Here is a 26,393-nt window from a genome sequence, read left to right as displayed (position 1 = left end):
CGACAGCCGCCGGGCCCGCTACCGCGGCCTGGCCAAGACCCACCTCGAACACGTCTACAGTGCCGTCGCCCTCAACCTCATCCGCCTGAACGCCTGGTGGAACGGCAAACCACCGGACCGCCGCCACACCAGCCACCTCACCCGACTCGAACTCAGCCTCGCCGCATAGCCGAATGGGCAACAGGGTCAGTCCCGTAGGAGTCCCGCATCCGACAATCGTCACCATCCATGTGCGGTGAGTGATTGGATGAATGTGTGGAAGAGACCGATCGCCACCCCCTGACCGTTGCGCGGAAAGCGCGCGGCATGTCGCAGGAAGCGCTCGCGGCCGGGGTTCAGGCCGCAGCCCGCCGACAGGGCCTGCGTTCGGGCACCGACCGGATGCGGGTACGCAAGTGGGAACGGGGCGTGCAACCGAGCGAGGAGTCACAGGCGTACATCGCCGAAGCGCTCGGCTGGCCCGCAGACATCGTTTGTGCCAACGACTGGCCGAACTGGCTGCCGCTCACCGCCGACAGCGTGATCCCGTTCGGACCCCACAGCTCCGTACCCGCCCTCAGAGAGGCCCTGCGAACAGCCATGGAACGCCGCACCTTCTTTGCGATCTCCGGCGCCACCCTGTCCGCGCTGGCCGCGGACTGGGCCGCCGGCCCTACGAGCGCGGCCGTCCAGGCCCACGACGGCAAACCGATCGGCGAGGACCTCGTCGCCTTCCTGGAAGACACGACCCAGCAACTCGCCGCTCACGCCACCGAGCAACGGCAGCACACCGCCACGCTGCTGGACGCCCACCTGTCCACCGTGACCGAAGTGCTCGAACACAGCCGCTACACGCCCGCCCTCGGCTTACGTCTGCACACGCTGGCGGCCTCCCTGGCCCAGACCGTCGCTTGGCACCGCTTCGACCTGGGACGCCACACCCACGCCACTCAGAATTGGATCGCCGCCCTGCACAACGCCCACGCGGCCGGGGACGAGGACATGGGCGCCGGTCTCCTGGGCGATCTCGCCTACCAGGCCGCTTGGCGTCGCGATCACGCCACCGCCGCCCGCATCCTCAACCACGCCTTGACCCGCGCCGGCAATCCCGCCGCCCGCTGTCTGCTCCAACTGCGTCTCGCTCGCACCCTCGCGGCACGCGGCGACCGAAGCGAACGTCGCGCCGTCCTGCGCGCCCTCGCCGCGGCCGAGCAGCATCTCAGCGACGCCGGCACGGAGCGGCCCGCATGGTGCGCGTGGGTATCCGAGGCGGATCTCGCCGTGGATTCAGGCCAGGCGCTCCTGGACCTCGGCGACACCGGCCGCGCCCACCAGCTCATCACTGAAGGTGAACGTCTTCTGCCCGCGGCACGGGACAAAACCCGCGGTGTGTTCTTCGCCTACCGTGCGGCCAGTTACCTCGATCTGAAGGAACCCGAGCCCGCCGCAGCCGCCGCCCAGTCACTGATCCTGGCCCGACGCATCGGCGCACCCCGCTGCGTGAACCTTGTCAACGACCTCCTCCCCCGCTTCCAGCCCTACGCCCGTGCCGAGGGTGTTCCGGAGCTTCTCCAACTTGCCGCAGCCTGAGACTGCCGGTCGGGCCGGGCAACGATGACGGAGGAGCCGGACGGGGATCTGCACTCGTTCAGGAGGGTGTCGATCAGGGTGGTCATCACCGTTCCCCCTTCTTGCGCCGGTCGTTGGGAAGGCTCTGCTTGACGCGCAGCCGGTCCTCGGCACGCCGCAGGTGGTGGCCGGCGGCGCGTTCGTCGACGCCGATGTACTAGGCAGCCCTGGCGGTGGGGTAGACGAGGATGAGCCGCAGCACGACCGTCTCGACCTGCCGGTTCGACAGTTCCCCGACCGCCTCGTACGGGCCGGTGGAGGACTCCATCCTCCGTACCCTGGCCCGGGTGGCGGCCAGCGCCTCCGCGATCAGCCCGTCGACAGCGACTTGGCGCAACGTGGCTCCGGCCGATGCCGCCGTCGCCGGAGGCGTTCAACCCGGCGCCGGGGCTGGCTCTCGGGGGAAAGGCGCGTAGCCGCCGACGCCGGGAGTCTGCCGGTCTCAGCTCGAGACGTCACATGGTTGGCAGTCGGAGTCGCCGTAACCGCGCAGCACGATCCCGCAGTTGCGGGCGCTGAGCCGGTACGTCGTGCGGCGGGCCCAGCCGATGCCGATGCCGTCGATCTGTGCTTCGGTGAATCCGCGGTGGAACGACTCCAGGACAGAGTCGCTCTGCGCCGTGGCGTTGTCCTGGTCGTCGGCGACACGGACCAGGGCGTAGAAGATCCCAGACGGTTTGAGCCAGCGCCCCACGTCGGTCAGCACGCGCGCGTACTCCAGGTACGGCAGCGCGTGGCGACAGGTCACCAGGTCGAGGCTGCCGGGCATGAGGGCGGGCGGGATCGGCTCGGCGTCGATGTCCCACTGCGCGTACGACAGTCCGTCCGGCAGGCCTGCGGCGCGTGCCTGGCGCAGGGCCTCGGTGGAGAAGTCGTAGCCAGTCACGAACACGCCCCAGGCAGTGAGTTGCCGCATCCACTGGCCGTTGCCGCAGGCCAGATCGACGGCGGTCATGCCCGGGTACGGCTGGACCGTCCGGTGGAAGGACTCGGATTCCTTGTCGGTGACGACGGCGGGCCAGCCGGCGGTGTACCAGGAGTCCCAGTCGGCGGGCGTGGGCCGCTGCACAGTGGTGATCACGTTGTTCCATCCGCCTCGTCGACGACTCGGATGCGGTGCAGCCGTCCCGGGTCGAAGCGCCGGTCAACCGCCTCTCCGTGCCGCACACCGAAGAGGTTCACCTCGGAGGGCTCGTCGGGAAAGGTCGGCAGCGCATTCAGCGCGGCCTGGGGGTCGCGGTTGGGGAGCGGCTCTTCCGGCAGTTGCTCCGGTGCCTCGGCCATGGGTCTCAGCTTCCGTAAGCGATGACGAGGGGAACAATGAAGGCGGCGACCACCATGGCGGTCAGGAGCTGCGGGAACCACTGGCGCCAGCCGCCCGGCAGACGGGTCATGTGAGACCCTCCCCCGACGGCAGGGTGGCCCGGATCGTCTTGCTGCGTCCGTCGGCGGCGAGGAACCACGTGAGGTCCGCGCCGAGCCGCCGGGCGTCGCGCAAGCCGCGGCCCTTCTCTCCACGGAGGGCCGCTTGCGCGCCGGGGAAGCCGGGAGACGGATCCTCGACGTCGATGAGCAGGCCTCCCTTCTCGGTGAAGGTGAGGTGGACATGCATCTGGGCCGTTGCCCCGTTGACGGGCTGCGCGTGAACGACGGCGTTGTACGCAAGCCGGGCGAACACCTCGACTGCGGAGTCGATGTCCCCGGACCACTGCCTCAGGGCCAGACGGCTGCGGGCCACTCCCCTCAGCTGTCGCACGCTGACCGGGATCAGGGCGTACGAACGGGACCACACGGCGGCAGGGCCGGCGGACCGGGCCTCGGACCGGGGGTACGCGGCTCCTGACCCTCGCGGCCAGAACCGTCACCGCCGAACTCGACACCGACATCGCCCGGAACTGGCTGCTCGGCCTGCAGGACGCCCTCACCGAGCGGGCACAGCAACCAGGCATAGACCCGGACCTCTACGTCTGGGCCGCAGACCTGGTCAGCACGTCCCTCACTCATGTCGAGACCGGCCTCAACGACTACTTCAACTCCCCCAACTGGCATCCGCATCCGCCACGGGACCAGCCCGAAGAGGAGTCGGAGACCGACGACGGCCTGAAGGACGACGGCGACGCAACGGACGAAGACGATCCCGACTGGAACCCGGAAGACGACGACGGCGAGTACGAAGAGAAACAGGAGGAGATGCCCGACGCAGACGACGATCCTGACGACACCCCCGTCGTCCCCGCCAGCGCCGACCCGCCCGCACCCCGGCCCACCGTGGTCGTTCACACGATCACGAGCCGGGCCGTACGGACCGCCCTCACCGCCGTCGCGCTCGCACACCTGGCCGGCGTGGCCTTCGTAACCGGCAACGTCGCCTACTTCTCCCGCTACTCCAGCGAGCCGTCTTTCTGGCTCCTGCCACCGTTCATCCTCTGCGCCCACCTGTTCATCGGCAGCTTCTACGGCCACCGGCAACTGCCCGCCGCCTTCGCCACCCTGACCGCCCCGCCCGTCGTCCTCCTCATGACCGTTGGCTTCGGGATGATGTTCAGCGACCTGCACGGAGCAGACGTCAACCCCGTAGTGATGGGGATGGTGTGGGTCAGCCTCTTCTCAGCCGGGCTACTCGCGCTCATCTACGCCTTCCGGGCCTGGTTCGGCCAGATCCGGTTCACCGACGCGTAGTACCACCTCGGCGTACTCCGTCAGTTGGTGCGGGAGGTGCGGAGGCGTTCCCGGACCGTACGTTCGGTGTCATGACCGTGCGGTGGTGACGTACGAGCGGGATCGGTCCGCAGTCGTGCCGCCGGCGTCGGCAACGGCTGTCCACCCCCCGCCGGCGGGCAGGTGCCCGTACACGGCGAGATAAGTGGGGATCCACGCGTCGGCACTGCCGTCCATACAGTGCAGGAGGGCAGCACCGCTCGGCAGCATCGTGGCCGCCATGTCCCTCGCGATGTCGAAGACCTCATCGAGCGCGGGGATCTCTGTGCACCGTGATTCGGCTTCGGGCGGACGTCCGACCACCATCATGGTCACCTGCCACTGGTCGCCTGTCCGCTCGTAGTTCGCGAATCCACCAGGCCCGCTCTGAAGATGCGCGTGCATGTCGGCCGCAGAGGCCTGCTCCGAACCGACCATCGTGACCATCCACCCCGCGGCCGCCTCGACGTGTCCCTCGGAAACCTCTCCAAGGTCCACCGGCCGATTCCGCCGCGGCTTGTTCGCCTTCACTCGCCCCATCACAACTCCATCCGTACTTCGACATCGTGACTTCCCCAGGTCCAACGAAGCGACTGCCCCCAGCGCACGGTCTCGGCCCGGCCTGTACGTGCCCCGCTTCGTCTGTCGCGACGGGCGATGCGCACACCCCAACAGCGTGTCGGCGAGGCGTCAGCCACGGTGACCCGGGTCGGCTGGTGCTGAACCGCCAAGTGCGCGGCGTGCCGTGCAGTCCCACCGCCCAGGTCTCCCAGAACCTCCAGGGTGTCAGTCCTGTCCTGCGAGGAACGCAGCACCGATCTGTGGAATGAACACCTCTGCAAGACCAAGGCCCTCTGGGTCCTTGGCACTGTCCATCAGCTTGTCCAGGTCGGACGAGAGCTGCGGGGGTTCGCCTGGATAGCGGGTACTTCCAACGATGTCGTGAATCATCCCAGCCTGGGCGGGATACCCACCGCGATCGTGAGCGAAGAACAGCGCCGCGAGCAGGACAAACCTGGCGTAGCCCATTCCGTACTCTGTGGCGATGCGGGACAGACGCTCGCGGTCGATGAAGTCGCCGTACACCGCCAGTGCCCCGTTGCTGTAGGGGGTGAGTTGATCGACGATGGCCATGACCGTGTCGGCCTGAAGCCGTTCGATCTGATTGCTGACCAACACTGCCTGCTGGACGGCGCTCATGTAGATCTCGATGACCTGTTCTGACTACATCACGCCGTGCGAACGGTTCTTCTTCCGCGCCTTCTTGCGTCCCACCCCGCGCTGCCTCCTTTGCGGTTGCCTCGGGAGGCGGCAACGTTTCGCCTCCGACAGAACACACGCTGGCAAGCGGTGAACTGAAAGCCGGTGGGGCTACCGTAACTGTGCTCCGCAGTGCCTCACATGACGCTGCCGGCCGTGTTCGGGTCCTCACCCTCATCGACCGGGCCATGCTGTCCGCAAGGTCGCCGCCGTACTGGGCGTCGACGTACCCGCAGACGAGCAGATCGAGGAGGCGGCACGGTGCCGGGTCTACAGCCGAATGAGACGACCCCTTGAGTAGCAGATCTGCTTCACATGCCTCGGACCGAGATCATCTGGTCCACGGCTTTCTGAACCTTCGGTAGGAACGCCGCGATGGTCTCGCTGTTGGGTTCCTCGCCGAGGAGGTCCAGAGCGGTCGCGTGGGTGAGGACGATGTCAGCTGGTAGACCAGGCCTGCGGCCCACACGTCCAATTCCGCTTCGGTGCCCCCGTCGTCGCCGGGACCGTAGTTGATGTACAGAACGGGGAGCTCAGCGGAAGAGTCCAAGAGGGTACGGATGTCTGCGGCGGTGACGAGGCGCTGCAGCGCATGCTGCGGGGCCACGGCTACAACGGTCCGATCGACGGCATCGCCGGGGACGGCACCAGGGCCGCGTTCGCGAAGTTCGCCGACGTCCACGGTTGAACTGTACGCGCCTGCCTCACCTCATTACGGGAGAGAGATCGCCTGAGTGAACGGCAGGTGGTGGATCGTGGCGACGCACGTGATTACGTCGTAAGGGCCGGCAGGAAACTCGGCTATCGCATCCGCGACGGTGAAGGTGACGGGGAGCCCGGAAGGAGTCAGCTTCTGGGCCTGAGCTGTGATCACCGGATCGGAATCGACGGCCTGCACAGCGTCGGCTCGTCCGGCCAAGAGCCTTGCAAGATCACCGCTTCCGGAACCGACGTCCAGGGCGAGGTCGAAGCGCCTCGGCAACTGCCGCAGGATCCAGCGATGGTAGTGGGCGTTGTGATCCCAGGGATAAGCGGCGTTGAACCGATCAAGAGCCGGCAGGACACGAGGCGAAAAGATCTTCATCGCCCCAGTCCATCAAGTCCCTGCGGCATGCACACCCTGTTCTGGAACAAAGATCACGCGCTCTGAGACTGAGCACGATAGGTGTCGTCATCCTTCCGTCCCGACCTGCCCTTTCATGAAGCTCTGAGCGCGACATCTGTCGCCGAATTCGCATCGTTCCTGACGTGATCCGCACTCTTCGCAGGCAAGTTGTCGTCCGGACCGTGCTGCCGGTAGGCGACGCCCACGCCGTACACGGACACGGCAACGGGTCGGCGCGTTCTTGTACGACGACGGGGTGGGCGTGGGGGAGCTGGACGGTGCGTTCGTGATCGGGTCCTGGTGTGGGAGAAAGGAGCGTGGGGCGGGATCTTCTCGTTGTGGCGGGCGGCGTTCTCGGCGTCCGGCAGGGCCGTTGCCCTGGGTTCACGTCATGGAGACGACGACCTTGCCGGCCTTCGCGCGGCCCTTCTCGACGTACTCCATGGCCTGAAGGGTCTCGTCGAAAGGGAAGACCCGGTCGACGACGGGGCGGATCTTCCCGGCGTCGATGAGGGCGGTGAGTTCGCGCAGCTGGTCGCCGCTGGCCCTCATGAACAGGAAGGAGTATCTGACACCGAGGCGCTTGGCCTGGCGCCGGACCTTCGCGCTGAGGACGGCGACGCCCAGGCGCATGACCGCGTTCGCGCCGAGTTCGACGCCGGTGGCCGGGTCGGGCGGGCCCGCGACGGAGATGGCCAGGCCACCGGGCTTGAGGACGCGCAGGGACTTGGCGAGGTTCTCGCCGCCGAGGGAGTCCAGGACGACGTCGTAGCCGGTGAGGAGGGTGGAGAAGTCCTGCGTGCGGTAGTCGATGACCTCGTCCGCGCCGAGTTCCTTGACGAGGTCGACCTTGGCGGTGCTCGCGGTGGCGGCCACGTGCGCGCCCAGTGCCTTGGCCAGTTGGATGGTGACGGATCCCAGGCCGCCGGCGCCCGCGTGGATGAGGACCTTCTGGCCCGGCTGCACGTTCGCCCGCTCGACCAGGGCCTGCCAGGCGGTCAGCGCGACCAGGGGGAGGGAGGCGGCCTCGGTCATGGTGAGCGTGGCGGGCTTGAGGGCCAGGTCGTCCTGGTGGATGGCGATGCGTTCGGCGAAGGTGCCGATGCGGTCCTTGTCGGGCCGCGCGTAGACCTCGTCGCCCACCGAGAAGCGGGTCACGGACGATCCGACGCGGACGACGGTCCCGGCGAAGTCGTTGCCCAGGACGAGCGGGAGACGGTAGGGCACGATCGGCTTCAACTCACCCTTGCGGATCTTGTAGTCCAGCGGGTTGACACTCGTCGCGTCGATCCTGACCAGGACATCCTCGGCGCCCACCTGGGGCTCGGGTGCATCCCCGGCGCGCACCGTGGTCGGGTCGCCGTACTTCTCGACCATGAAGGCCTTCATTGTTGTCTCCGTTCGTTCGGTCTCCCGCCTGAGCGGGAGGGATGTTCTGTCGGTGAGGGGTTTGTCTCGGTACGAGACGGTTTTTGGTGTCTTCTGGTCCGCGCGCTCCGCGTCGGCACGGCAGTGGCCAGTGCCTGCGCGGAGAGCTCTGCGTCGGCCGCGTTTGCGGGCTCAGGCTACTGGCACGACCGGGGCGATGACGCTGCCCGCGTCGCCGCCCTGGAGGCGGCCCAGCGAGCCCGCGACGCCCTCGTGCGGTACGCCGAGCGGCATGGCGCTGACCTTGTCGAGGCGCGCGTACTGCTCGTCGGTGAGCTGGACGTCGAGGGCTGCGAGGTAGCTGTCGGCGCTGTCGAGGAAGGTGCCGCCGGCCTCGGCGAACCGGTCGAAGATCCGGCGGGCCTCGTCGGGCTCGGCGCCGGCGCCCCAGCCGGTGCCGAAGTTCGCGGTGCCGAGCGCGTACTCGGAGACGCGCAGTCCGGTCCTGTGTCCGAAGGTCGTGTAACGCATGAGAAGTCCTTGCGCAAGGGGGCCTGGAAGGCCGTCGTGCCGTGGTGGAGGGGGTGAGCGTCAGCCCGCGGTCGGCTGGGGCGCTGCGGACAGGCTCTGCTTGACGTACCGGCTGGTCTCGTCGGCGAGGATCTCGGGCAGGCCGGTCTCGACGCCGCGCAGGGCCTGGGCCGCGACGTCGGCAGCGGCGACCTTCTGATCGGCGGGCACGCCGGCGGCCATGTCGGTGTCCATGTAGCCGACGTGCAGCGCCGAGACGGTGATCCCGCGGGGCGCCAGTTCCTCGCGGCTCGCGTCGCTCAGCGCCCAGGCGGCGGCCTTGGACGCGGCGTAGGAGCCGAGGCCGGCCGGGTGGAACCAGGACAGGGCGGACAGGACGTTGAGTACGGCGCCGCCGCCGTTGCCCTCTATGACGGGAGCGAAGGCCCGTGTGGCGACGAGCGGGCCGAAGAAGTTGGTCTCCATCTCGCGACGTACCTCGTCCAGGTCGCCGCCGACCAGCGTCGCGCCGGTGGAGACGCCCGCGTTGTTGATCAGAAGCGTCGCGTCGGAGGCGATGCGGGCGGCCTCCCGTATCGACTCCTGGTCCGTCACGTCGAGGCGCAGCGGGGTGACGCCCGGCAGGTCGACCGTCTCGGGACGCCGGGCCGCCGCGTAGACCTTCGCGCCATGCTCGACGAGCTGGGCGGCCAGGTGCCGCCCGAGGCCCCGGTTGGCGCCGGTGACGACCGCGACCGCGTTCTTGAGTTCCATGCTCGCTCCTGTCCTTCGCAGGCGCCGTCGGAGCACCCGCGTCAATTAGATTGCAAGCACAATCTAAACACAGGACTAAGATAGATGCCAGTCGACATCCAACGGGAGGTGGCCATGGGCCGCGTATCGCAGGCGCAGGCGCAGGAGAATCGCAGGCGGGTGGTGGACACCGCATCGCGGCTGTTCCGGGAGCAGGGCACCCACGTCAGCGTCGCCGATCTCATGAAGGCGGCCGGCCTCACCCACGGTGCCTTCTACAAGCAGTTCGCCTCCAAGGAAGCGCTCGTCGATGAGGTCACCGCCCTCGTCTTCGATGAGATCGCACGGCGCTATGCGGCCGGGCTCGAGCGGCACGACGGGCAGCGGGATGCCGCTCAGCGGGCCCTGATCGACGACTACCTCTCCGTCGAACACCGTGACAACGCGGCGGACGGCTGCCCGGTCGCGGCTCTCGCCGTCGATGTCGCGCGCGGACCCGAAGGCCGCGAGGCGCGCCGTACCTACGCGGAGGGCGTGGCCGACTTCGCCGCGTTCCTCGCCCCCGCCGAGGCCGTCGCGGGCGGCGAGGGCGTCGGGGGCGGCGAGGGCGGCCTCGCCCGGCTGTGCACCATGGTCGGTGCTCTGGTCCTGTCCCGGGCCACCCAGGGCTCCCCGCTCTCCGAGGAGATCCTCGCCGCCGCGCACGCGGCCCTGACGGAAGCCGGCTGACCGGGGGCCCGGCATCGGGCGCCGCGCGGCGTGTGTGCACCGGCCGCACCCGCGAGTTGACGCGGGGCCCGAGGCTTCCGTGCTCGCGGCCTGATCGATCTGGCGTAGTTCCGTGCTCCCTACGACAGTTGTCGTGCAAACGCGACACCTATCGTGCTCAGGCTCACGCTCCCGGACTGCCGGACGCAGTCCAAGGACGAGTTGAAAAACACCTACTCAGTGGTCGCGAGCACACTGACGGCATGAGAGATCATCTCGCTTGCGCCCCGTCGTTACGGCCAGCATCGCTGCGGAACGTCTGCGCAGCGAGGCGTCGTTCGCGGCGCTGTGCGCGGTCAGCCCTCGCGAGTGCGACCGACGACTCCGTGACACAGCTGGGAACTGATCACCGGGCTACGCAGTCCGTCATAGTGTGAACGGCCGGGATGCCAGTGAAGTGGTGGGGAAGTTGTGACGAACAGCAGCGGTAGCAATCCGTCGGCAGCGGGTCCGGGCACGTCTGCGACGGGGCAGCCGCGCTGGCCCTCATGGTGACGGCGGACCTCATACGTGCCGGGGTCGCGCTGATGCTGCCCTTCGTCGATCAGGTCTGGCAGGTGTACGTCCTGGTCTTCCTGCTCCAGTTCGCCTCGGCCCCGCGACTCTGCTGGCCGTGCGCCTGTGGCGGGAGCAGGCGGTCGTCGAGCAGGAGCACACCGACCTCCACGACTGCCACCCCCATCTCGCCGGTGCCACAAAGGTCAGGCGGGCTGGCGGCACAGTCACGGCTTCAGGACGACCACGGCCGTGAACACCGTCCATCAGGCCGCCACTGACGGCGTGCGACGCTGCTTCCTGAGCCGGGCGTCGCGAGAGGGGCGGCCGGCTCAGAAGTTCTCCACGAGCCAGGTCGCCGCCAACAGCAACACCGCGGCGGCGGCCAGCACCGCGACCGCCTGGGCGACCCAGCGGGGAATCCGGTTCATCGCGTCCATCCTCACCTCGGGTCCTGACTTGCCTGTACCCCGTGGCGCGGCTCCCACCTCATCATCGGCGCGCCCGGAACCGCCCGGATGCGGCCTCTGCGACACCACGCGTGGTCTGGGCGGTGGCCGCCGCCACTGTCCTCGCCCTCACCGCGTCCTGCGGCGGCGACGGCGCACGTCGAAGGACACCGCCGCCCGTCATCGAGTCGTTCAGCCCCACCTCGGTCAGCCGCATCGGCCTGACCGTGCTGCTGTCCGTCGCCCTCGGCACCGGCTCCTGCGCCCTCGGACTCGCCCTGTCAACCCACTGGAACCTCGCCGCCGGCGGCACCATCACCCTCGTCGTCGCCGTCGTCTTCCTGATCTCCCTGGCCCTCTCCCCCACGGCGGCCTGTTCGAGCTGCCTCTGCGGCGCCGCAGCCGTGCCGACTGGCTGAGATCGTCGGATCAGACACACGCCTGAGGGCCAGCAGCTGGTCGCGTCCGATCAGCACACCGCATGCACCCACCATCAGCTTCGCTCCACCAGCATGACGGGCGGCAGCTGGGCGGCGAGGTTGTGTCGGCCAGAGGGGATGCGTTCGGCCAGGGTCTCCAAAGTCGCGCGGTGGCTGTGGCGGGGTCGCCGGTGCTGCCGAGACGGGTAGGGGCCCAGACCTGCCCGGTGTTTCATGCCGGTTCCTTCCGCTACTGACGCCGATCTTCCGCTCAAGTCCTGGGTTGCGGACGGCAGCGCGGCGGCGCTGGAAGCGAACGAAGCCAGTAGGTGGCGTTCCGCGCCGAGGCCGAGCAACGTTGTCCACAGAAGCGGCAAGCCCCCTGGGGATAACCGGTACGGCTGACGAAGGCCGTCACCCGTGCAAGACCACCGCCCTGTTACCAAGCCGGGCCGACACACCTAGCTGCGGGCTCCGGCCTGCAGCGCCTTGTGGCAGTTGCCTTCGGCGCCGGGGCCGTCTTCAGAAACACGGCCATGCCGCCAGACGTGACCCGGCCGCCCGCCGCCGAGGCCGAAAAGACGCACATCTACGAAGGCTGCCCGCACAACGGGCCGTCAGGGGATCGCGACCGGCTCGGGTGCTTCGGCAGGGGTGTCGGTGATGCCCAGGTGCAGGTGCTCGATGTGGTAAAGGGCCTGGTCGAGCAGTCCGGCGACGTGGTTGTCGTGCAGGGCGTAGACGACGGAGCGGCCCTGGCGGGTGCCGGTGACCAGGCCGAGGTTGCGCAGCACACGCAACTGGTGGGAGCAGGCGGACTGTTCCATGCCGACGGCGTCGGCGAGTTCGGTGGCCGCGCAGGGGCCTTCGCGCAGCCGGGCCAGGATCAGCAGCCGGGAGGGGGTGGCGAGGGCCTGGAGGGTCTCGGCGACCTTCGGCGCGTTCTCCGGCGTCAGCCGGGTGCGCGGGGTGGCGTAGTCGCTCACCGGGGGTTTCTGTCCGTGGCCCATGGGGCCATCGTACGGGATTGAACGCATGAATAGCTGTTCAGATGTTCCTGTACGGTGGAGGAGTCGGAACCCCCGTCCCCATCGAAGGCACCCGTCTGATGACTTCCACGCTGACCGCCCCCGCGCCGCAGGGGGACCGCGCCGCAGGTTCCCCGCCGCGTCGGCGTACCCGGATCCTGGCGCTGCCCGAGGCCCGCTGGGCGCTGGCGGCCCTGGTCCTGTTCCTGCTCGCCCTCCCGCTGTACCTGCTCGGCGCCCCGGTGTGGCTGTGGGGGCCGCTGTATGCCGCCGTCTACGTCAGCGGCGGCTGGGAGCCGGGCTGGGAGGGTCTGAAGGCCCTGAAGGACAAGACCCTGGACGTGGACCTGCTGATGGTGGTGGCCGCGCTCGGCGCCGCTGCCATCGGCCAGGTCCTGGACGGTGCGCTGCTGATCGTCATCTTCGCCACCTCCGGCGCCCTGGAGGCCGTGGCGACCGCCCGGACGGCTGACTCGGTGCGCGGCCTGCTCGACCTGGCCCCCTCCACCGCGACCCGGCTGCTGCCCGACGGCAGCGAGGAGAGTGTGCCGGCCGAACAGCTGGCGGTCGGGGACGTGATCCTGGTGAGGCCCGGTGAGCGGGTCGGCGCGGACGGCCGGGTCGTGTCCGGCGCGAGTGAGGTGGACCAGGCCACCATCACCGGCGAGCCGCTGCCGGTGACCAAGGATGCAGGCGACGAAGTGTTCGCCGGCACACTGAACGGCACCGGCGCCCTGCGGGTGCGGGTGGAGCGGGATCCGTCGGACTCGGTGATCGCCCGGATCGTGAAGATGGTCGAGGAAGCCTCCGAGACCAAGGCACCGACCCAGCTGTTCATCGAGAAGATCGAGCAGCGCTACTCGGTCGGGATGGTCGCCGCCACGCTGGCGGTCTTCGCCGTGCCGCTGCTCTTCGGCGACGACCTGCAGTCGGTGCTGCTGCGCGCGATGACCTTCATGATCGTGGCGTCGCCGTGCGCGGTGGTGCTCTCCACGATGCCGCCGCTGCTGTCGGCCATCGCCAACGCCGGACGCCACGGCGTGCTCGCCAAGTCCGCCGTCGCCATGGAACGCCTCGGCCAGATCGACACAGTCGCCCTGGACAAGACCGGCACCCTCACCGAGGGCACGCCCCGCGTCACCGACATCCGCCCGCTGACCGGCAGCGGCCTGAGTGAGGACGCGCTGCTGGCCCTGGCGGCCGCCGCCGAGCACCCCAGCGAGCACCCGCTGGCCCGAGCCGTCGTCGACGCCGCCCGCGAACACCAACTGACCCTTGGCAACGTGGACGCCTTCACCTCCGTGCCGGGCCACGGCGTCACGGCCACCGTCGAGGGCCGCACTGTCCAGGTCGGCTCCCCGGACCGGCTCCTGCCCCCCGACGCGAGCCGGGCCCATGCCGTCGTCCAGGGGCTGGAGGACGCCGGGCGTACCGCCGTGGTGGTCCTGCTCGACGGGGAACCGGCCGGGGTGCTGGGTATCTCCGACCGGCTGCGGCCCGATGCCGCCGCGACCGTCGCCGCGCTCACCGCCCTGACCGGCCGCGCCCCGACCCTGCTGACCGGCGACAACGAACGCGCCGCACGGCATCTGGCCGCCGAGGTCGGCATCACCGATGTCCGCGCCGGGCTGCTGCCGGAGGAGAAAGTGGCCGCTGTACGCGAGTGGGAGCAGGAAGGCCGGAAGGTTCTGGTCGTCGGTGACGGCGTGAACGACGCTCCGGCCCTGGCCGCCGCGCACACCGGCATCGCCATGGGCAAGGCCGGCTCCGACCTCGCCCTGGAGACCGCCGACGCCGTCGTGGTCCGCGACGAACTCGCCACCATCCCCGCCGTCGTACAGCTGTCCCGCACCGCCCGGCGCCTGGTGATCCAGAACCTCGTCATTGCCGGGGCGTTCATCACCGTACTGGTCGCCTGGGACCTGATCGGTACGCTGCCGCTGCCGCTCGGCGTCGCCGGGCACGAGGGCTCCACCGTCATCGTCGGCCTCAACGGCCTGCGCCTGCTGCGCGAGGCCGCCTGGACCAGCCCCGGGAAGGACACCGCGTGAGCAGGCGCTCCCGCCGTACCGCCGCTGCCGTCTCCGGCCCGTCGACGGGGGCGCCGCGGTGCACCGTCACCGTGTGCCGGGGGTGCTGCTGCGGCACACCGAAGATCCCCGGTCTCGACCACGCGGCTCAGCTGCGCGGCCTGCGCCGGGCCCTCGACGGCACCGCGACGGTCCGCGTCACCGACTGCCTCGACGCCTGCGAACACGCCAACGTCGTCGTCGTACAGCCCTCGTCCGCCGGCCGCGCGGCGGGCGGCCGGCCCGTGTGGCTCGGCCTGGTCAATGACGCCGATGCCACCGCCGACATCCCCGCCTGGATCGAGCAGGGCGGGCCAGGTCTCGCCGACCCGCCCGGCATCCTCGACCTGTACGGCTTCACACCGTCCCGGCGGGTGCGGGGGCAGGTGGAGGGCTGACGGTCGTGCCCCGCGGCGTGGTGTAGGGGATCAAGCATTACGCCTTCCGGTACAAGGCCCCTGACGATCTCCGGAGAGGCGGCAGTCCACGAGGCGCCCTGCTGAGGCGAGTTGAACCCCGGTCTGGCGGAGCCATCATCCCCGACCTGCGGATTCCTGTTTTGAGCGGCTACACCACCCGGCGGGACACGATCGAGCTGGTGACGCGAGCCCCTCCGCGGGCCGGTGTCAGACCAGGGGGAGCGCGCACCGCCTGACCGGGTGCGCGATCGGCGAGATCCTCGGCATGGCGATCGGCATCGTTTCCGCTCGGCCACTCGTTCACGCTGTTCGCCGCGGCCCGGGCCGGCCTGGGCTTCTCGACCGCGATCAAGGTGGCGCTCGCCGCCGACACCGTTTCCATCGCCGTGATGGAAACGGTCGCCAATGCCATCATTCGCCCTCACACAAGGCGCGTTGGACGCTCACCTTTCCGACGGGCTGTTCTGGTCGGCCTTCCTGGGCGGCTTCGCGGGCGCCTTCCTGATCACCACGCCGGTGAACGAGTGGATGACCGGCCGCGGCAGGGGCCACGCCATCGTCCATGCCTACCGCTGACAACCTGCCCGACCCACGCGTCTGGGGCACAGCAGGCACCAGCGCCACCGCGCCGGACGACTACCACGGTGCGGCGAGAAGCCGACCGGTGATCACGCCACGTCCAGCTCGCCCACCGGGTCCGTCGCCAGGGTCTGGGCAGTCGACAGCGGGTCGAGCACGTCCGCCGCGAAGTGAACACCGGGCTTCACATGGCCGGCGAGGACGTGCTGTGCGGCGGTGGCGGACAGAAAGCCGCTGAGTTCGTAGGAGTCCTCGGCGCGCAGGGTGAGGGTGCGGGTGGGCGGGCCGTCGTCCGTCCCGTTCCAGAGGCGGAACTCCTGCCCGTACCAGGAGCCGTGGCGGCGTACGTCCGCGTCCGCGGCCTGGACCAGACCCGCCGTTTCCGTGTCGTCCATGGCCCAGGCCATGGCCAGTTCTTCAGCGAGGTGCTCACCGCCGAAGACGGTGTACCAGTGCACCCGGCGGAGTCCGGCCGTCTGCGCGAGTCGGACGGCCTCGGTGGACAGGAAGGGGAAGGCGGTGACCGGTTGGGGGAAGGCGGGGAGTCTCAGGCCGCGCCGTGGTTCAAGGGCACGGTCGCGGGTCTGTCCGTCTTCCCAGGCCGCGGAGGGGATGCCGTGTTCGGGGCCTCGGGCGAGCAGTACGTCTCCCGCGGCGGCTGGGGTGAGCGCTGCCACGCCGCCGAGGTATCCCTCCAGCCGAACCGGCCGTGCCGCCTGGTCCAGCAGGACGCGCGGCAGGAGCCCGGACAGTCCCGGCAGCGCTCCGGCGGAGAGGACGGCGGTGCGGTTCGCGGCCGCCCACTCATCGGCGCCGCCGTCGTGTGCACTCAGCCGGGCATGGAGGGGGTCGTCGCCCGCCGCGTCCACGTAGTCCACGCCGTGGCGCAGTGCTGCCCGTGCCACCGTGTCCAGGACCCGGTAGGACGGTCCCGCGCAGTTGACGACGAGCCGGCAGCGGGCGAGGAACGAGTCCAGTGACGCCTCCCAGAGGTCAACGGCCTGGACGCCGACAGCCGCCCCGCGCCGAGCGATGCGACGGAGGCTTCGGCACGGGCCGGGTCCCGGCCGGCCACCAGGAGCGGGCCGACACCCGCGCGGTACAGCCGGCGTACTACTGCGGTGCCGACGGCTCCGTAGCCGCCGAGGATGCCGATGGCCGCGGTGGAGTCCATGAGTTCGCCCTTCGTCGTGCGTCGTGGAAAGTTACGCCCCATCACATACAAATGAAAACCATTATCATTAACATGCTGGGCAGTGGACCGTGATCACTCCGGGCAGAGGAGAACGATGTCGTACGACGTAGTCGTGGTCGGTGGGGGCCCCGCCGGTCTCAACGCAGCGCTGGTGTCGGGCCGTCAGCGCCGCAAGGTGCTGCTCCTGGACAGCGGTGAACCGCGCAACGCACCGGCCGCCGAAATGCACATGTTCCTCAGCCGGGACGGTGCGTCCCCGGCCGAGCTGCGCCGCATAGGCCGTGAGCAGCTCGCGGCCTACCCGAGTGTGGAGATCCGGGAGGCGCTGGTGGCCACCGCCTCGGCGGCGGAGGCGAACGGGTTCACGCTGACGCTCGCGGACGGCACCGGGGTCGCGGGCCGCAAACTGGTCCTCGCCACCGGACAGGTCGATGTCCTCGACCAGGTGGAGGGAGTCGACAAGCTCTTCGGCCGGGGTGTATATCACTGTCCCTTCTGCCACGGCTGGGAGACGCGGGGCATGAGCATCGCCGTTCTGGGCCGCGAGCTGCCGCAGATCATGCAGGCGCTGTACATCGCCGACCGGTTCAGCGACGACGTGGTGGTGTGCACCGACGGGCATCCGGTGCCCGAGCAGGCTGCGGGCAGGCTCGCCGCCGCCGGGATCGCCGTCGACGAGACCCCGGTCTCCCGGATCGAGGGCAAGGAGGGCGAGGTGCGGCTGGTACTGGCGGACGGACGGGTGCTGGAGCGCCAGGCCGTCTACCACCGGGCGCCCACCAGGCAGCACTCCGCACTCGCCGAGCAACTCGGCTGCGAGATGCTGCCCGACGGCTGCATCCGCGTGAACGAGTTCCAGCGCACCAGCGTGCCCGGCGTCTACGCGGCCGGGGACGCCGCCCGCCTGGAGGCGCTGCCGGACGCGCTCACCTTTGTGATCACGGGGGCCGCCGACGGAGCGCGCGCCGCCGTCTGGCTGGACCAGGAGCTCTTCCGCGAGGACGCGGGCCTCGCCGGCTGACCCGCCCCGCGGCGGGAGCGCCAGCTCCTGGCCGCAGCCCCCTCGGACGAGGAGGCCGGGAAGCTGCTGCGGGATCCCGTGCACGGGCTCCCGGCACTGTTCACCGTCTCGCTCGCCACGGCACGCACCCTGCGCTCCTGGGGCATCGAGGCGGACGCGCTCATCGGCCACAGCCTCGGCGAATACGCCGCTGCCGTCGCGGCCGGAGCACTCCGGCTGGCGGATGCCGTCACCCTGGTCGACGTGCGCTCCCGCGGTATGTCCCGCACCGCGGGCGGCGGCGCGATGCTGACCGTGGCGCTGCCCGAGGACCAGGTCGTGAAGCTCCTCGGCGACCATCCGGAGCTGGACCTGGCCGCGGTCAACGCGCCGCGCTCATGCGTGGTCTCCGGACCCGGCGGGACAGTGACCGCGCTCGAGCGCCGGCTGGCCGCCGACAGCGTCCACACCGCAAGGCTCCACCTGGACGCGGCCGCCCACTCGCGGCTGGTCGACCCGGTGCTGCCGGAGCTCCGTGCCGCCGCCGAGACGACCGTACCCAGCGTCCCGGCCGTGCCGCTCGCCACGACGCTCACCGGACAGCTGCTACTGACCCCGCCAGGGGCCGAGCACTGGGTGCCCCATCTGCGGTCCGTCGTCAGGTTCTCCGACGCCCTGACCACCGCGCTCGGCACGGGACCGGCGGTCGTGGTCCAAGTGGGTCCCGGCAGCGGCCTGTTGCAGCTCGTCCGCCAGCACGGGGCGGCGAACGGGCAGCCCTTCCTGCCGGCCGACGAAGTAGGACGCCTGAATGGGCGTCAGGGGGAACGGCCCCTCGTCGTCATGGGGACTCCCGGAGGAGTCGGGGGCCCGCGTGCCGCTCTCCGCCGCTTGCTCCCCCGGTCTCCCGGTCTGTTCTTGAGCAGGCGCCTCCCGCGTTTCGGCGGCGAGCCGGTTCGCGACGTCCCGAGCAGTGGCACCGTCAAGGAAGGCCGTGAGGGGAAGGTCAGCATCGGTGCGCTCGCGGATCCGGCGCCGCAGCCGCACAGCGGTGAACGACTCCAACCCCAGAGCCGACAAAGGTGTGTCCGGCGTGATCAAGTCGCTCTGCATGCCGAGGACTTCGCCGATACATTCGATGGTGCTTACGAGGACGTCTTCGGCAGGGACGAGCTGACTCATCCGGCCTCCGCTCCGTGGAAGATGTGGACGGTGTGATGGGTTGTTTCGGACAACAGGCGTTACTCACCCGGGCGCGTGAGGAGGTGCAGCCCGAGGTCGGGCTTCCCTACGGGCCGCATGACCAGCCCGGCTTCGGCGGCCTCGTCGGCCAGCCGGTTCCCGCTCGCCACCCACCAGCGGTAGTCGACCGTGACCTCCGACAGCGGCCGGCCGTCCCGCAGGACGCGGTAGTCCATGCGCCAGGTGATCTCGTCCTCCCCCGAGGGCTCCGCGGTGGCCCACCCCTCGTAGTGGAGGGCGCCCACGGCCGCCGAAGCCATCCGGGTGCGCGGAACCCGTTCGGGCACGAAGGGCGGAGTGACACTGACGATGAGCGCGCCGCCGGGTGCGAGCCGGCGTGCGGCGCTCCCCCACAGGGCCCGCCGTTCGGCCGGCGGCAGATGGCCCAGCACGTTCACCGCGACCATCGCGCGCAGGCCGTCGGGAAGCGCGGCGTGTACGGCGCCCTCCGCCAACACCGTGACCCGCTCGCGCAGTTCAGGAGCGTCGTGAACGCGCGCCAGCAGCACCGCACGCATGGCGGAAGAGGGCTCGATCGCCAGCACGGGATCACCGCCCGGAAGCGCGGCACAGATGGCCCGGATCCCCCGGCCCGTACCGGCCCCGACATCGACTACCGGCCCGTGCCCCGCCTTCACCTGCTGGAGCGCTTCCGCCAGTGCCGGGCCAAGGGAGTGCCATGTCCCGGCGATCATGAGGTCGAGGTACTCGGCCGAGCGTTCGTACGGATCCAGCACGGTAACCTCCGCGAGCCCAGTTAAATACGATTTTCATTTTCATCTAGACTCTACACGGACGCACAGCTGGACGCACCGCCGCTCCCAACCGAAACGCCCTCACATTCCGGGCACGGATGCGATGGCGCACCCCGGAACGGAGGACGGAACACCGACCGCCAAAGGATGCGCACATGCCCAGCACCCCCGAAGTACTCGCCGAGTTCCCTCTGCGGCGACCCGACGGCATCACCCCGCCGCCTCTTTTCGCCGAGCTCCGGAACGGGCCGCCCCGTCGCGTCCGGCTCCCCTACGGATCGGAGCCGTGGCTGCTGACCCGCCACGCGGACGTACGGGCCGCGCTCGCACACCCTGGCCTCAGCGCCGACTCCCGCGACCCCGCTCTGCCCCGGGTCTCGCCGCTGCCGCCCGGGCCCAGCCAGGTGTCGTTCCTGCGTATGGACGACCCAGACCACGGACGCCTCCGGCGCACCGTCACCCCCGAGTTCACCCACCGCAGGATCCAGCAGTTGCGCCCCGCCATCCGCGCCACCGCCGAGCGGCTCTTCGACGAACTGCCAGGACGCACGCAGCCTGCCGACTTCATCGAAGCCGTGGCCCTTCCCCTGCCGGCGCTCGTGATCGCCGGCATCCTCGGCGTACCGTCGGAGGATCTCGACTTCTTCAGCGGCAAGTGCGCGACCATCGCCTCCACCGTCGACAGCCCGGAAGAGATCGGCGCCGCCTACGCGGCGATGTCCGCCTACCTGGACCGCCTCGTCACGGCGAAGGAGGAGGACCCCGGCGAGGACCTGCTCGGCCGCGTGATCCGGCGTCACCTCACCGCCGGGACACTGGACCACGGCGAACTCGTGGCCGTCGCCCAACTACTCATCGCCGCGGGTCTCGACACGACATCGAACATGATCGGCCTTGCCTGCGCCGACGCTTCTGCGCCACCCGGAGCAGTTCGACACGCTACGCGCCGACCCTGACTTGATACCGTCCGCCGTCGACGAACTCCTCCGGATCCTGACCATCGTGCAGCACGGCACGGTGCGCGTGGCGACCCGCGACGTAGTGATCGGCCAGCTGAAGCTCGCCGAGGGCGACGGCGTCATCTGCTCCCTCGTCGCCGCCGATCACGACGAGCGCATATTCCCCGACGCCGGCCGCTTCGACGTCCGCCGGGACGCAAGTGCTCACCTCGCGTTCGGCCATGGTGTCCACCAGTGCCTCGGCCAGCCTCTGGCCCGGGCGGAGCTGGAGACAGTGCTGCACCTCTTGTGCGAGCGCTTCCCCCACCTGCGTAGCCCTGCGGAACGGCAGAACTCCGCTTCCGGGACGACAGCTTCGTCCATGGCCTCCTGACGTTGCCGGTTGCCTGGTAGCCCCGTCCAGTGTCGTGCGGACGAGCAGGAAGCGACACCTGATGACGACGTGACCGTCCCAGCTGGTGCCCGCGGGTCCACCGCGGCCACCAGCCTGGGCGCCCTCCGGCGGATCCGCCCCGCGCGGCCCATGGCGACGCCGGTGTGGGCGCGTCGTTGGCCCCGTCCTCGACGACCAGCATCTTGCGGGAACTGGCGACGGCCGCCCGACGGGAAGTAAGGCGGCCATCGACATGGCGTTGCGAGTGCGGCACTCATTCCTGCGCTCGGCGGATGGCGTCCAGCACGTCGCATCCCAAGTGGCGACGGGCGCGAATGCGCCGCTCAGGTCATCGCAGGACGCCGCCGAGAAGCACGCCGCCTCGGTGCTACCCCTGCCATTGCGGTACGACACCGGCGCCTCAGGGCGTAAGAGAGCGCACGTGAGGGAAAGGTGATATACGGCGAACCGCGGGAGGAAGCGTCGGCCGCGCTCGGCATGCCGGACCTTGGCGTTCTCGGGGAGGGGACACGCATGGGCAGGCCCTTGTACCTGGAGCCCCGACTCGGTCCTCGGTTGCAATCCCTGTTGCGGTCCCCCGGCTTACTGCACGTGCTCACCGCTGCGCTGGGATCACCGCTCAACGTGCTCGTCCCCGACCAGATCGCCGAGAATCTGGAGCGGTTCCGGTCGGTGTACCGCAGGCACCACCTGTCCGGCCAGGTCTTCTTCGCTCACAAGACCAACCGGTCCAGTGCCCTGCTGCGACGGCTGGCCGCCACGGACGCGGGCGTGGACGTGGCGTCGCTGGGCGAGCTTCAGCATGCTCTCGGCGCCGGATTCGTGTCCGACCGGATCATCGCCACCGGGCCCAAGAACCCGGAGTTCCTGTGGCTGGCCGCCCGTGCCGGTGTGACCGTCAGTGTCGACTCGGTCGGCGAGCTGGACCAGCTCGCCGGTCTCGTCCGCAAGCACGCCCTCCCCCGGGCCCGCGTCCTGCTGCGGTTGTCGGGGTTCGAGGCATCCGGCGTCAGGGTGCTGAGCCGACGCAGTCGCTTCGGCTCGCCCGCACGGGACGTGAACGGCCTGTTGGAGACGGTCGAACAGCACGGTGACACGGTCGAACTGACCGGCGTGGCCTACCACTTGGACACCACCAGCCTCGCCGAGAAAGCCACGGCCCTGGAAGGCTGTCTGAACGTTTTGGAGGCGTGCCGGAGCCGTGGCCTGCGTCCGCATGCCGTGGACATCGGCGGCGGATTCGGCGTCAACTACCTCGCCGAGAGCGAGCAGTGGGAGCAGTACACGACGGAGCTCACGAGCGCCGTTCTGGGCAGGCGCCCGCCCCTGACATGGGAGGGGCACGGTTACGGGCTGCGCAACGAGGGCGGCACGCTGCGCGGAACGCTGGGGCTGTATCCGGCTCACCGGCCGGTCGCCGGGGAGCGGTATCTGGACGAACTGCTGGCGCACCCCGCGGCCTCGCTGGGCGGTCGGCCGCTGGCCGCGCTGTTGTTGGAGCACCTGTACGACCTGCACACCGAACCCGGGCGGGCCCTGGTGGACCAGTGCGGGGTCACGTTGGCGACGGTCCTGGAGGTACGTGACTCCGACGCGGGTGGTGAACTGCTGGTACGGCTGGCGCTGAAGGCCGACGATGTGGCCCTCGAAGAGCACGGGGTGCTGATGGACCCCGTCGTCATCCCCAAGGACGGCACCGGAGTCCCCGCCGACGCGGAACCCGTCGGCGTCCATCTCTTCGGCAGTCTCTGCCTGGAGACCGACATGATCACCCGGCGGACGGTCTTCCTTCCGCGCCGGCCGGAACCGGGCGATCTGATGGCCTTCGTGAACACCGCCGGCTACGCCATGGACTTCCACGCGGGCCAGGCACAACAGCAGCCCGTCGCCCGCAAGGTCGCCGCCTGGCAGGACGGCGGCTCATGGCGTTGGAGCCTCGACGAACAGTACTGGCCGACGACGCCCTCAGGGGGACATGAGTGAGGTACGACAGCATCACCGAGGTCATAGGGAACACCCCCCTGGTGCGCATCGACCCGGCCGTCACCGGTCTGCGGAACGTCGACCTGTTCGCCAAGTTGGAGATGCTCAACCCCTTCGGCTCGGTCAAGGACCGGGCCGCCTGGAACATGGTGCGCCCCCACCTCGCCGACGCGGTCGAGCACGCGAGCCAGATCGTCGAACTCTCCAGCGGCAACACGGCCAAAGCCCTGGCCGTCATCGCCGGAATGCACGGCCTGACCTTCAAAAGCGTCACCAACCGCATGAGGGTGCCCGAGATCAAGGAACTGCTCCTGCTCCTGGGCGCGGAGATCGAGGAGCTGCCGGGGCAGAGTGAATGCCTCGACCCGACCGACACCAACGACCCGCTCACCCTCTTCCACCGCACCCTCGCCGAGTCCGGCAGCGCCTATCTGCACACCGACCAGTACTTCAATCCCCGCAACACCGAGGCCCATCTGACCGGCACCGGCCCGGAGATCGTCAAGGACCTGGACGGCCGGGCTCCGGACTGGTTCATCGCCTGCGTGGGCACCGCCGGTTCCTCCACAGGTGTGGCCAGGGTGCTGCGCGAGCAGGACCCGCGGGTACAGGTCGTCGGTCTGGTCGGGGCCAAGTCCGACTTCGTCCCGGGCATCCGCACCATCGACGAGGTCCACGAAGTCGGCCTGTTCGACCCGGACACGTACGACACGATGGAGACGGTGAGCGCCGACGAGGCCATCGACGGCATGCTCACCCTGGTCCGCCGCTGCGGGATGCTGGCCGGACCCACCGGCGGAGCCGCCTACTTCGGGGCGGTCCGCCGTCTGCGCGAGGTGGACGCTCAGCTCACAGAACGTCAGACGGCCGTCTTCATCGTCTGCGACCGCGTCGAAAGCTATCTCAGCTACGTCAAGCAGCGGCGGCCCGACCTGCTTGGCCGACCCCGCCGGAAGAACTCGGTGGCCGACCTGTCCGACGCCGAAGTGAGCGCCGCCCCGGCCGTCGGGGTGGCGGACGCCCAGCGGTGGATCGCCACCGACGGGCCACTCGTGGTCGACCTGCGCAGCCCGTTCGCGTACGCGGCGCTGCACATCGACGGGTCGGTCAACATCGTCGACGAGCTCTTCGACGAACTCCTGCGGGGCGGCCTGCCCTTCAGCCGCAGCCGGCCGGTGCTGCTGGCCTGTCCGGTGGGCGAGAAGTCCGCCCAGTACGCGGCGCTGCTGACCCGCATGGGACATCCGGACGTCCGCACCCTCGCCGGCGGCATCGTCGCCTGGCGCGATGCGGGCGCGCCGCTGGTGCGGGACTGACATGACCGTCACCTCGGCCCGGGGCAACGGCATGGCGTTCCCTGAGGACCTGCGCGACTGGCAGCGCGAGCTGCGCGCCCAGTTCCCGATCATCACGGTCCATCCTGAGCTGGTCTACCTGGACAGCGCGGCCACCGGCCAGAAGCCGCAGGCCGTGCTGGACGCCGTCCAGACCTACCTCACCACCGCCAACGCCAACGCCGGCCGCGGCACCTACACCTGGGCCAACCGCACCACGGAACTGGTGGAGCAGACCCGGGACCGCGTCAAGGAGTTCCTGGCCGACCCGACACCGGAGCAATCCGCCGTGCACTTCACCAGCGGCACAACCGAAGGACTGCGCACGATCGCGCGCGACTGGCTGACCTCGTACCTCTCCGACGGGGACGAGATCGTCGTCCCCGTCGCCGACCACCAGGCGCACATCGCACCCTGGCTGGAGGCGCAACAGCTGCTGGACGGTCAGGGCGTGCGCGTCCACGTCCGCCAGATGCCGTACCAGCCCGGTTCCCACGACTACGACCACAACGCGCTGGCGGCACAGGCCGGCCCTCGGACCCGGTTCGTCGCCGCCACCCATGTGCACCACGTCTACGGCGGGAACATGAACATCCCCCGCATCCGCCAAGCGGTCGGCCCGGACGCGGTCATCTGCCTCGACGCCGCCCAGAGCATCGGCCACCTGCCGGTGTCCGTGGCCGACCTGGACGTCGACTTCGTCGTCTTCTCCGGACACAAGGCCCTGGCCCTGCCCGGCTCCGGAGCGGTCTGGGCCCGTCAGACGCGCGGACCGGCCTTCACGCCCGGCGGGTGGAACGGCACCCCGAACACCGCCGGCATCGCCTCCCTGGCCGCCGCGCTCGACTGGCTGGAGGCGGCCGGCACCGACCGGATCGAGCGCTGGACAGTGGCCCTGGCGACCCGGCTCACCGAAGGACTGCGCCACCTGGACGCCTACGAGATCCTCGGCTGCCACCTCAGCCTGGCCGCCGACTCACCGGTCCAGCAGCGCCAGGGCATCGTCACCTTCCGGCACCGCGACATCGAATCCGGCGACCTCGGCTTCATCCTCTTCAGTCACGGCTTCATGGTCCGCTCCGACAACCACTGCCAAGGCAGCGCGGGCGAGAGGACCGGATCGGTGCGCGTCAGCCTGCACCTGCACAACACCCCTGAGGAAATCGACCGGTTGTTGTCCGTACTCGCCTCCCTTCAGTGACACGACACCCAGGTGTGAATGGGAACCGTTTTCAGCTGTAGGGTGCCGAGGAGTTCCGGAAGACAGGTGCGAACGGCGAGGGTGGCGCGACCGGATGGGGCTGAGCATGGCGACGGCCGAGCTGTGGGTGGAGCGCTGGGAACGCCAGCAGCAGCGGTACGCCGTCGGCCGCGAGGAGCGGTTCACCGTGATCGCCGACATCGTCGAGCACATCACGGCTGACCAGGCGGCCACGCCGCTCCTACTCGACCTCGGCTGCGGACCCGGCTCTCTGGCGGCACGGCTGGCCCACCGGCTGCCGGACGCGGAGATCGTGGCCGTGGACATGGACCCCCTGCTGCTTGAGCTGGCCCGCACCCATCACGGTGCCGCCGCCCGTTACGTCGAGGCGGTCGTCGGCGAGACCGGCTGGATCCAGGCTCTGGACCTGGACCGCCCGCTCGACGCGGCCGTCTCCACGACCGCGCTGCACTACCTCCCCCCGGACGCCCTCAAGCACACGTACCGGCAACTCGCCGCGCTGCTGCGCCCCGGCGGCGTCCTCATCAACGGCGACCACCTCCCGCCGGATGGCAGCCCCAAGGCCGCCGGGATCGTCACCCACATCGGACGACGCCGGGCGGAGCGGCAGCAGGCATTCGCCCACGAGGACTGGGAATCCTGGTGGGCGGCCGTGGCCGACGAGCCGGAGCTGGCGGACCTGCTCGCCGAACGCCGCCACAAACAACCGCGGAACGGCGCGGGCGGAGGAACCGGGCTGCCCCTGTCCGCGCATGTACGGCTGCTGCGGCAGGCAGGTTTCA

27 protein-coding genes and 4 pseudogenes are annotated in these 26,393 nt (G+C 69.9%); 15 read left to right on the top strand and 16 right to left on the bottom strand.

The features are described 5' to 3' along the window. Window positions 1-306: 306 nt before the first annotated feature. Window positions 307-1,569, top strand: a complete 1,263-nt coding sequence (locus RB628_RS32105; protein ID WP_318324126.1) for an XRE family transcriptional regulator — start codon at window positions 307-309, stop codon at window positions 1,567-1,569. Window positions 1,570-1,765: 196 nt separating this feature from the next. Here the strand turns inward: RB628_RS32105 and RB628_RS32100 are convergent, their stop codons facing one another. The 4 genes from RB628_RS32100 to RB628_RS32085 form a co-directional block, all read right to left on the bottom strand. Continuing rightward, window positions 1,766-1,945 (bottom strand): hypothetical protein, encoded by a 180-nt coding sequence (locus tag RB628_RS32100; RefSeq protein ID WP_318324125.1) that lies wholly within the window; start codon window positions 1,943-1,945, stop codon window positions 1,766-1,768. 105 nt (window positions 1,946-2,050) lie between these two features. After that, window positions 2,051-2,689 (bottom strand): class I SAM-dependent methyltransferase, encoded by a 639-nt coding sequence (locus RB628_RS32095; protein ID WP_318324124.1) that lies wholly within the window; start codon window positions 2,687-2,689, stop codon window positions 2,051-2,053. Then, window positions 2,686-2,892 (bottom strand): hypothetical protein, encoded by a 207-nt coding sequence (locus tag RB628_RS32090; protein ID WP_318324123.1) that lies wholly within the window; start codon window positions 2,890-2,892, stop codon window positions 2,686-2,688. The genes RB628_RS32095 and RB628_RS32090 overlap by 4 nt, the downstream gene beginning before the upstream one ends. A 106-nt stretch (window positions 2,893-2,998) precedes the next feature. Continuing rightward, window positions 2,999-3,364, bottom strand: a complete 366-nt coding sequence (locus tag RB628_RS32085; RefSeq protein ID WP_318324122.1) for a hypothetical protein — start codon at window positions 3,362-3,364, stop codon at window positions 2,999-3,001. A 434-nt stretch (window positions 3,365-3,798) separates the two neighbouring features. On the opposite strand from RB628_RS32085, the gene RB628_RS32080 reads away from it, so the two are divergent. After that, window positions 3,799-4,287, top strand: a complete 489-nt coding sequence (locus tag RB628_RS32080) for a hypothetical protein (RefSeq protein ID WP_318324121.1) — start codon at window positions 3,799-3,801, stop codon at window positions 4,285-4,287. Between the two features lie 69 nt (window positions 4,288-4,356). Here the strand turns inward: RB628_RS32080 and RB628_RS32075 are convergent, their stop codons facing one another. The 7 genes and pseudogenes from RB628_RS32075 to RB628_RS32040 form a co-directional block, all read right to left on the bottom strand. Further along, entirely contained in the window at window positions 4,357-4,845 is a 489-nt protein-coding gene (locus RB628_RS32075) for a hypothetical protein (protein ID WP_318324120.1), read from the bottom strand. A 246-nt stretch (window positions 4,846-5,091) separates the two neighbouring features. Beyond that, entirely contained in the window at window positions 5,092-5,505 is a 414-nt protein-coding gene (locus RB628_RS32070; RefSeq protein WP_318324119.1) for a hypothetical protein, read from the bottom strand. 371 nt (window positions 5,506-5,876) lie between these two features. Next, the gene (locus RB628_RS32065; RefSeq protein WP_318324118.1) at window positions 5,877-6,032 is read right to left on the bottom strand and encodes a hypothetical protein; all 156 of its coding nucleotides are present in this window, start codon (window positions 6,030-6,032) and stop codon (window positions 5,877-5,879) included. A 257-nt stretch (window positions 6,033-6,289) separates the two neighbouring features. Then, window positions 6,290-6,649: pseudogene (locus RB628_RS32055) on the bottom strand (class I SAM-dependent methyltransferase); the annotation flags it as partial. A 405-nt stretch (window positions 6,650-7,054) separates the two neighbouring features. Further along, window positions 7,055-8,059 carry an NADP-dependent oxidoreductase gene (locus tag RB628_RS32050; RefSeq protein WP_318324117.1) on the bottom strand — a complete coding sequence of 335 codons (1,005 nt, stop codon included), beginning with the start codon at window positions 8,057-8,059 and terminating at the stop codon, window positions 7,055-7,057. A 171-nt stretch (window positions 8,060-8,230) separates the two neighbouring features. Next, the gene (locus RB628_RS42760; protein ID WP_412180755.1) at window positions 8,231-8,569 is read right to left on the bottom strand and encodes an aldo/keto reductase; all 339 of its coding nucleotides are present in this window, start codon (window positions 8,567-8,569) and stop codon (window positions 8,231-8,233) included. 60 nt (window positions 8,570-8,629) lie between these two features. Further along, window positions 8,630-9,322, bottom strand: coding sequence for an SDR family oxidoreductase (locus tag RB628_RS32040; RefSeq protein WP_318324116.1), 693 nt, complete (start codon window positions 9,320-9,322; stop codon window positions 8,630-8,632). Window positions 9,323-9,436: 114 nt separating this feature from the next. Between RB628_RS32040 and RB628_RS32035 the strand changes: the two genes are divergently transcribed. Continuing rightward, window positions 9,437-10,030 carry a TetR/AcrR family transcriptional regulator gene (locus tag RB628_RS32035; RefSeq protein ID WP_318324128.1) on the top strand — a complete coding sequence of 198 codons (594 nt, stop codon included), beginning with the start codon at window positions 9,437-9,439 and terminating at the stop codon, window positions 10,028-10,030. Window positions 10,031-10,613: 583 nt separating this feature from the next. Here the strand turns inward: RB628_RS32035 and RB628_RS32030 are convergent. Further along, window positions 10,614-10,751 carry a hypothetical protein gene (locus tag RB628_RS32030; RefSeq protein ID WP_318324115.1) on the bottom strand — a complete coding sequence of 46 codons (138 nt, stop codon included), beginning with the start codon at window positions 10,749-10,751 and terminating at the stop codon, window positions 10,614-10,616. Between the two features lie 366 nt (window positions 10,752-11,117). On the opposite strand from RB628_RS32030, the gene RB628_RS32025 reads away from it, so the two are divergent. Next, the gene (locus tag RB628_RS32025; RefSeq protein ID WP_318324114.1) at window positions 11,118-11,432 is read left to right on the top strand and encodes a metal ABC transporter permease; all 315 of its coding nucleotides are present in this window, start codon (window positions 11,118-11,120) and stop codon (window positions 11,430-11,432) included. A 617-nt stretch (window positions 11,433-12,049) separates the two neighbouring features. Here RB628_RS32025 and RB628_RS32020 read toward each other — a convergent pair. Continuing rightward, window positions 12,050-12,442, bottom strand: coding sequence for a metalloregulator ArsR/SmtB family transcription factor (locus RB628_RS32020; protein WP_318324113.1), 393 nt, complete (start codon window positions 12,440-12,442; stop codon window positions 12,050-12,052). A gap of 98 nt (window positions 12,443-12,540) precedes the next feature. Here RB628_RS32020 and RB628_RS32015 point away from each other — a divergent pair, with 98 nt between their 5' ends. The 3 genes and pseudogenes from RB628_RS32015 to RB628_RS32005 all read left to right on the top strand — a co-directional run. Then, complete coding sequence (locus tag RB628_RS32015) at window positions 12,541-14,511, top strand: heavy metal translocating P-type ATPase (protein ID WP_318324112.1); 1,971 nt, start codon at window positions 12,541-12,543, stop codon at window positions 14,509-14,511. Continuing rightward, a complete protein-coding gene (locus RB628_RS32010; protein ID WP_318324111.1) occupies window positions 14,508-14,927 on the top strand; it encodes a (2Fe-2S) ferredoxin domain-containing protein in 420 nt (139 codons plus the stop codon). The genes RB628_RS32015 and RB628_RS32010 overlap by 4 nt, the downstream gene beginning before the upstream one ends. A gap of 172 nt (window positions 14,928-15,099) precedes the next feature. After that, window positions 15,100-15,524: pseudogene (locus tag RB628_RS32005) on the top strand (DUF4396 domain-containing protein); the annotation flags it as partial. A 92-nt stretch (window positions 15,525-15,616) separates the two neighbouring features. Here the strand turns inward: RB628_RS32005 and RB628_RS32000 are convergent. Then, the gene (locus RB628_RS32000; RefSeq protein WP_318324110.1) at window positions 15,617-16,432 is read right to left on the bottom strand and encodes a hypothetical protein; all 816 of its coding nucleotides are present in this window, start codon (window positions 16,430-16,432) and stop codon (window positions 15,617-15,619) included. A gap of 384 nt (window positions 16,433-16,816) precedes the next feature. Between RB628_RS32000 and RB628_RS31995 the strand changes: the two genes are divergently transcribed. Both RB628_RS31995 and RB628_RS42755 read left to right on the top strand, forming a co-directional pair. Next, entirely contained in the window at window positions 16,817-17,743 is a 927-nt protein-coding gene (locus RB628_RS31995; protein ID WP_318324109.1) for an NAD(P)/FAD-dependent oxidoreductase, read from the top strand. 27 nt (window positions 17,744-17,770) lie between these two features. Further along, window positions 17,771-18,475, top strand: a pseudogene (locus tag RB628_RS42755) (acyltransferase domain-containing protein); the annotation flags it as partial. 255 nt (window positions 18,476-18,730) lie between these two features. On the opposite strand, the pseudogene RB628_RS42750 reads toward RB628_RS42755, so the two are convergent. Then, a pseudogene (locus tag RB628_RS42750) lies at window positions 18,731-18,835 on the bottom strand (phosphopantetheine-binding protein); the annotation flags it as partial. A 128-nt stretch (window positions 18,836-18,963) separates the two neighbouring features. Then, window positions 18,964-19,701: a class I SAM-dependent methyltransferase gene (locus RB628_RS31985; RefSeq protein WP_318324108.1), complete on the bottom strand. Its 738-nt coding sequence runs from the start codon at window positions 19,699-19,701 to the stop codon at window positions 18,964-18,966. Window positions 19,702-19,874: 173 nt separating this feature from the next. Between RB628_RS31985 and RB628_RS31980 the strand changes: the two genes are divergently transcribed. The 6 genes from RB628_RS31980 to RB628_RS31955 form a co-directional block, all read left to right on the top strand. Next, entirely contained in the window at window positions 19,875-20,675 is an 801-nt protein-coding gene (locus tag RB628_RS31980; RefSeq protein WP_318324107.1) for a hypothetical protein, read from the top strand. Beyond that, the gene (locus RB628_RS31975) at window positions 20,614-21,051 is read left to right on the top strand and encodes a cytochrome P450 (protein WP_318324106.1); all 438 of its coding nucleotides are present in this window, start codon (window positions 20,614-20,616) and stop codon (window positions 21,049-21,051) included. The genes RB628_RS31980 and RB628_RS31975 overlap by 62 nt, the downstream gene beginning before the upstream one ends. A gap of 534 nt (window positions 21,052-21,585) precedes the next feature. Beyond that, a complete protein-coding gene (locus RB628_RS31970) occupies window positions 21,586-23,055 on the top strand; it encodes a Y4yA family PLP-dependent enzyme (protein ID WP_318324105.1) in 1,470 nt (489 codons plus the stop codon). Next, window positions 23,052-24,371: a pyridoxal-phosphate dependent enzyme gene (locus RB628_RS31965; RefSeq protein ID WP_318324104.1), complete on the top strand. Its 1,320-nt coding sequence runs from the start codon at window positions 23,052-23,054 to the stop codon at window positions 24,369-24,371. Before RB628_RS31970 ends, RB628_RS31965 begins: the two co-directional genes overlap by 4 nt. Window position 24,372: 1 nt before the next feature. After that, complete coding sequence (locus tag RB628_RS31960; protein ID WP_318324103.1) at window positions 24,373-25,590, top strand: aminotransferase class V-fold PLP-dependent enzyme; 1,218 nt, start codon at window positions 24,373-24,375, stop codon at window positions 25,588-25,590. A gap of 94 nt (window positions 25,591-25,684) precedes the next feature. Next, window positions 25,685-26,393: class I SAM-dependent methyltransferase (locus RB628_RS31955; protein ID WP_318324102.1), on the top strand; the 709-nt coding region annotated here is incomplete at its 3' end.

It is taken from the genome of Streptomyces sp. ADMS (assembly GCF_033441795.1).
GTDB lineage: Bacteria > Actinomycetota > Actinomycetes > Streptomycetales > Streptomycetaceae > Streptomyces.
This window is presented reverse-complemented; position numbering and strand designations above follow the sequence as displayed.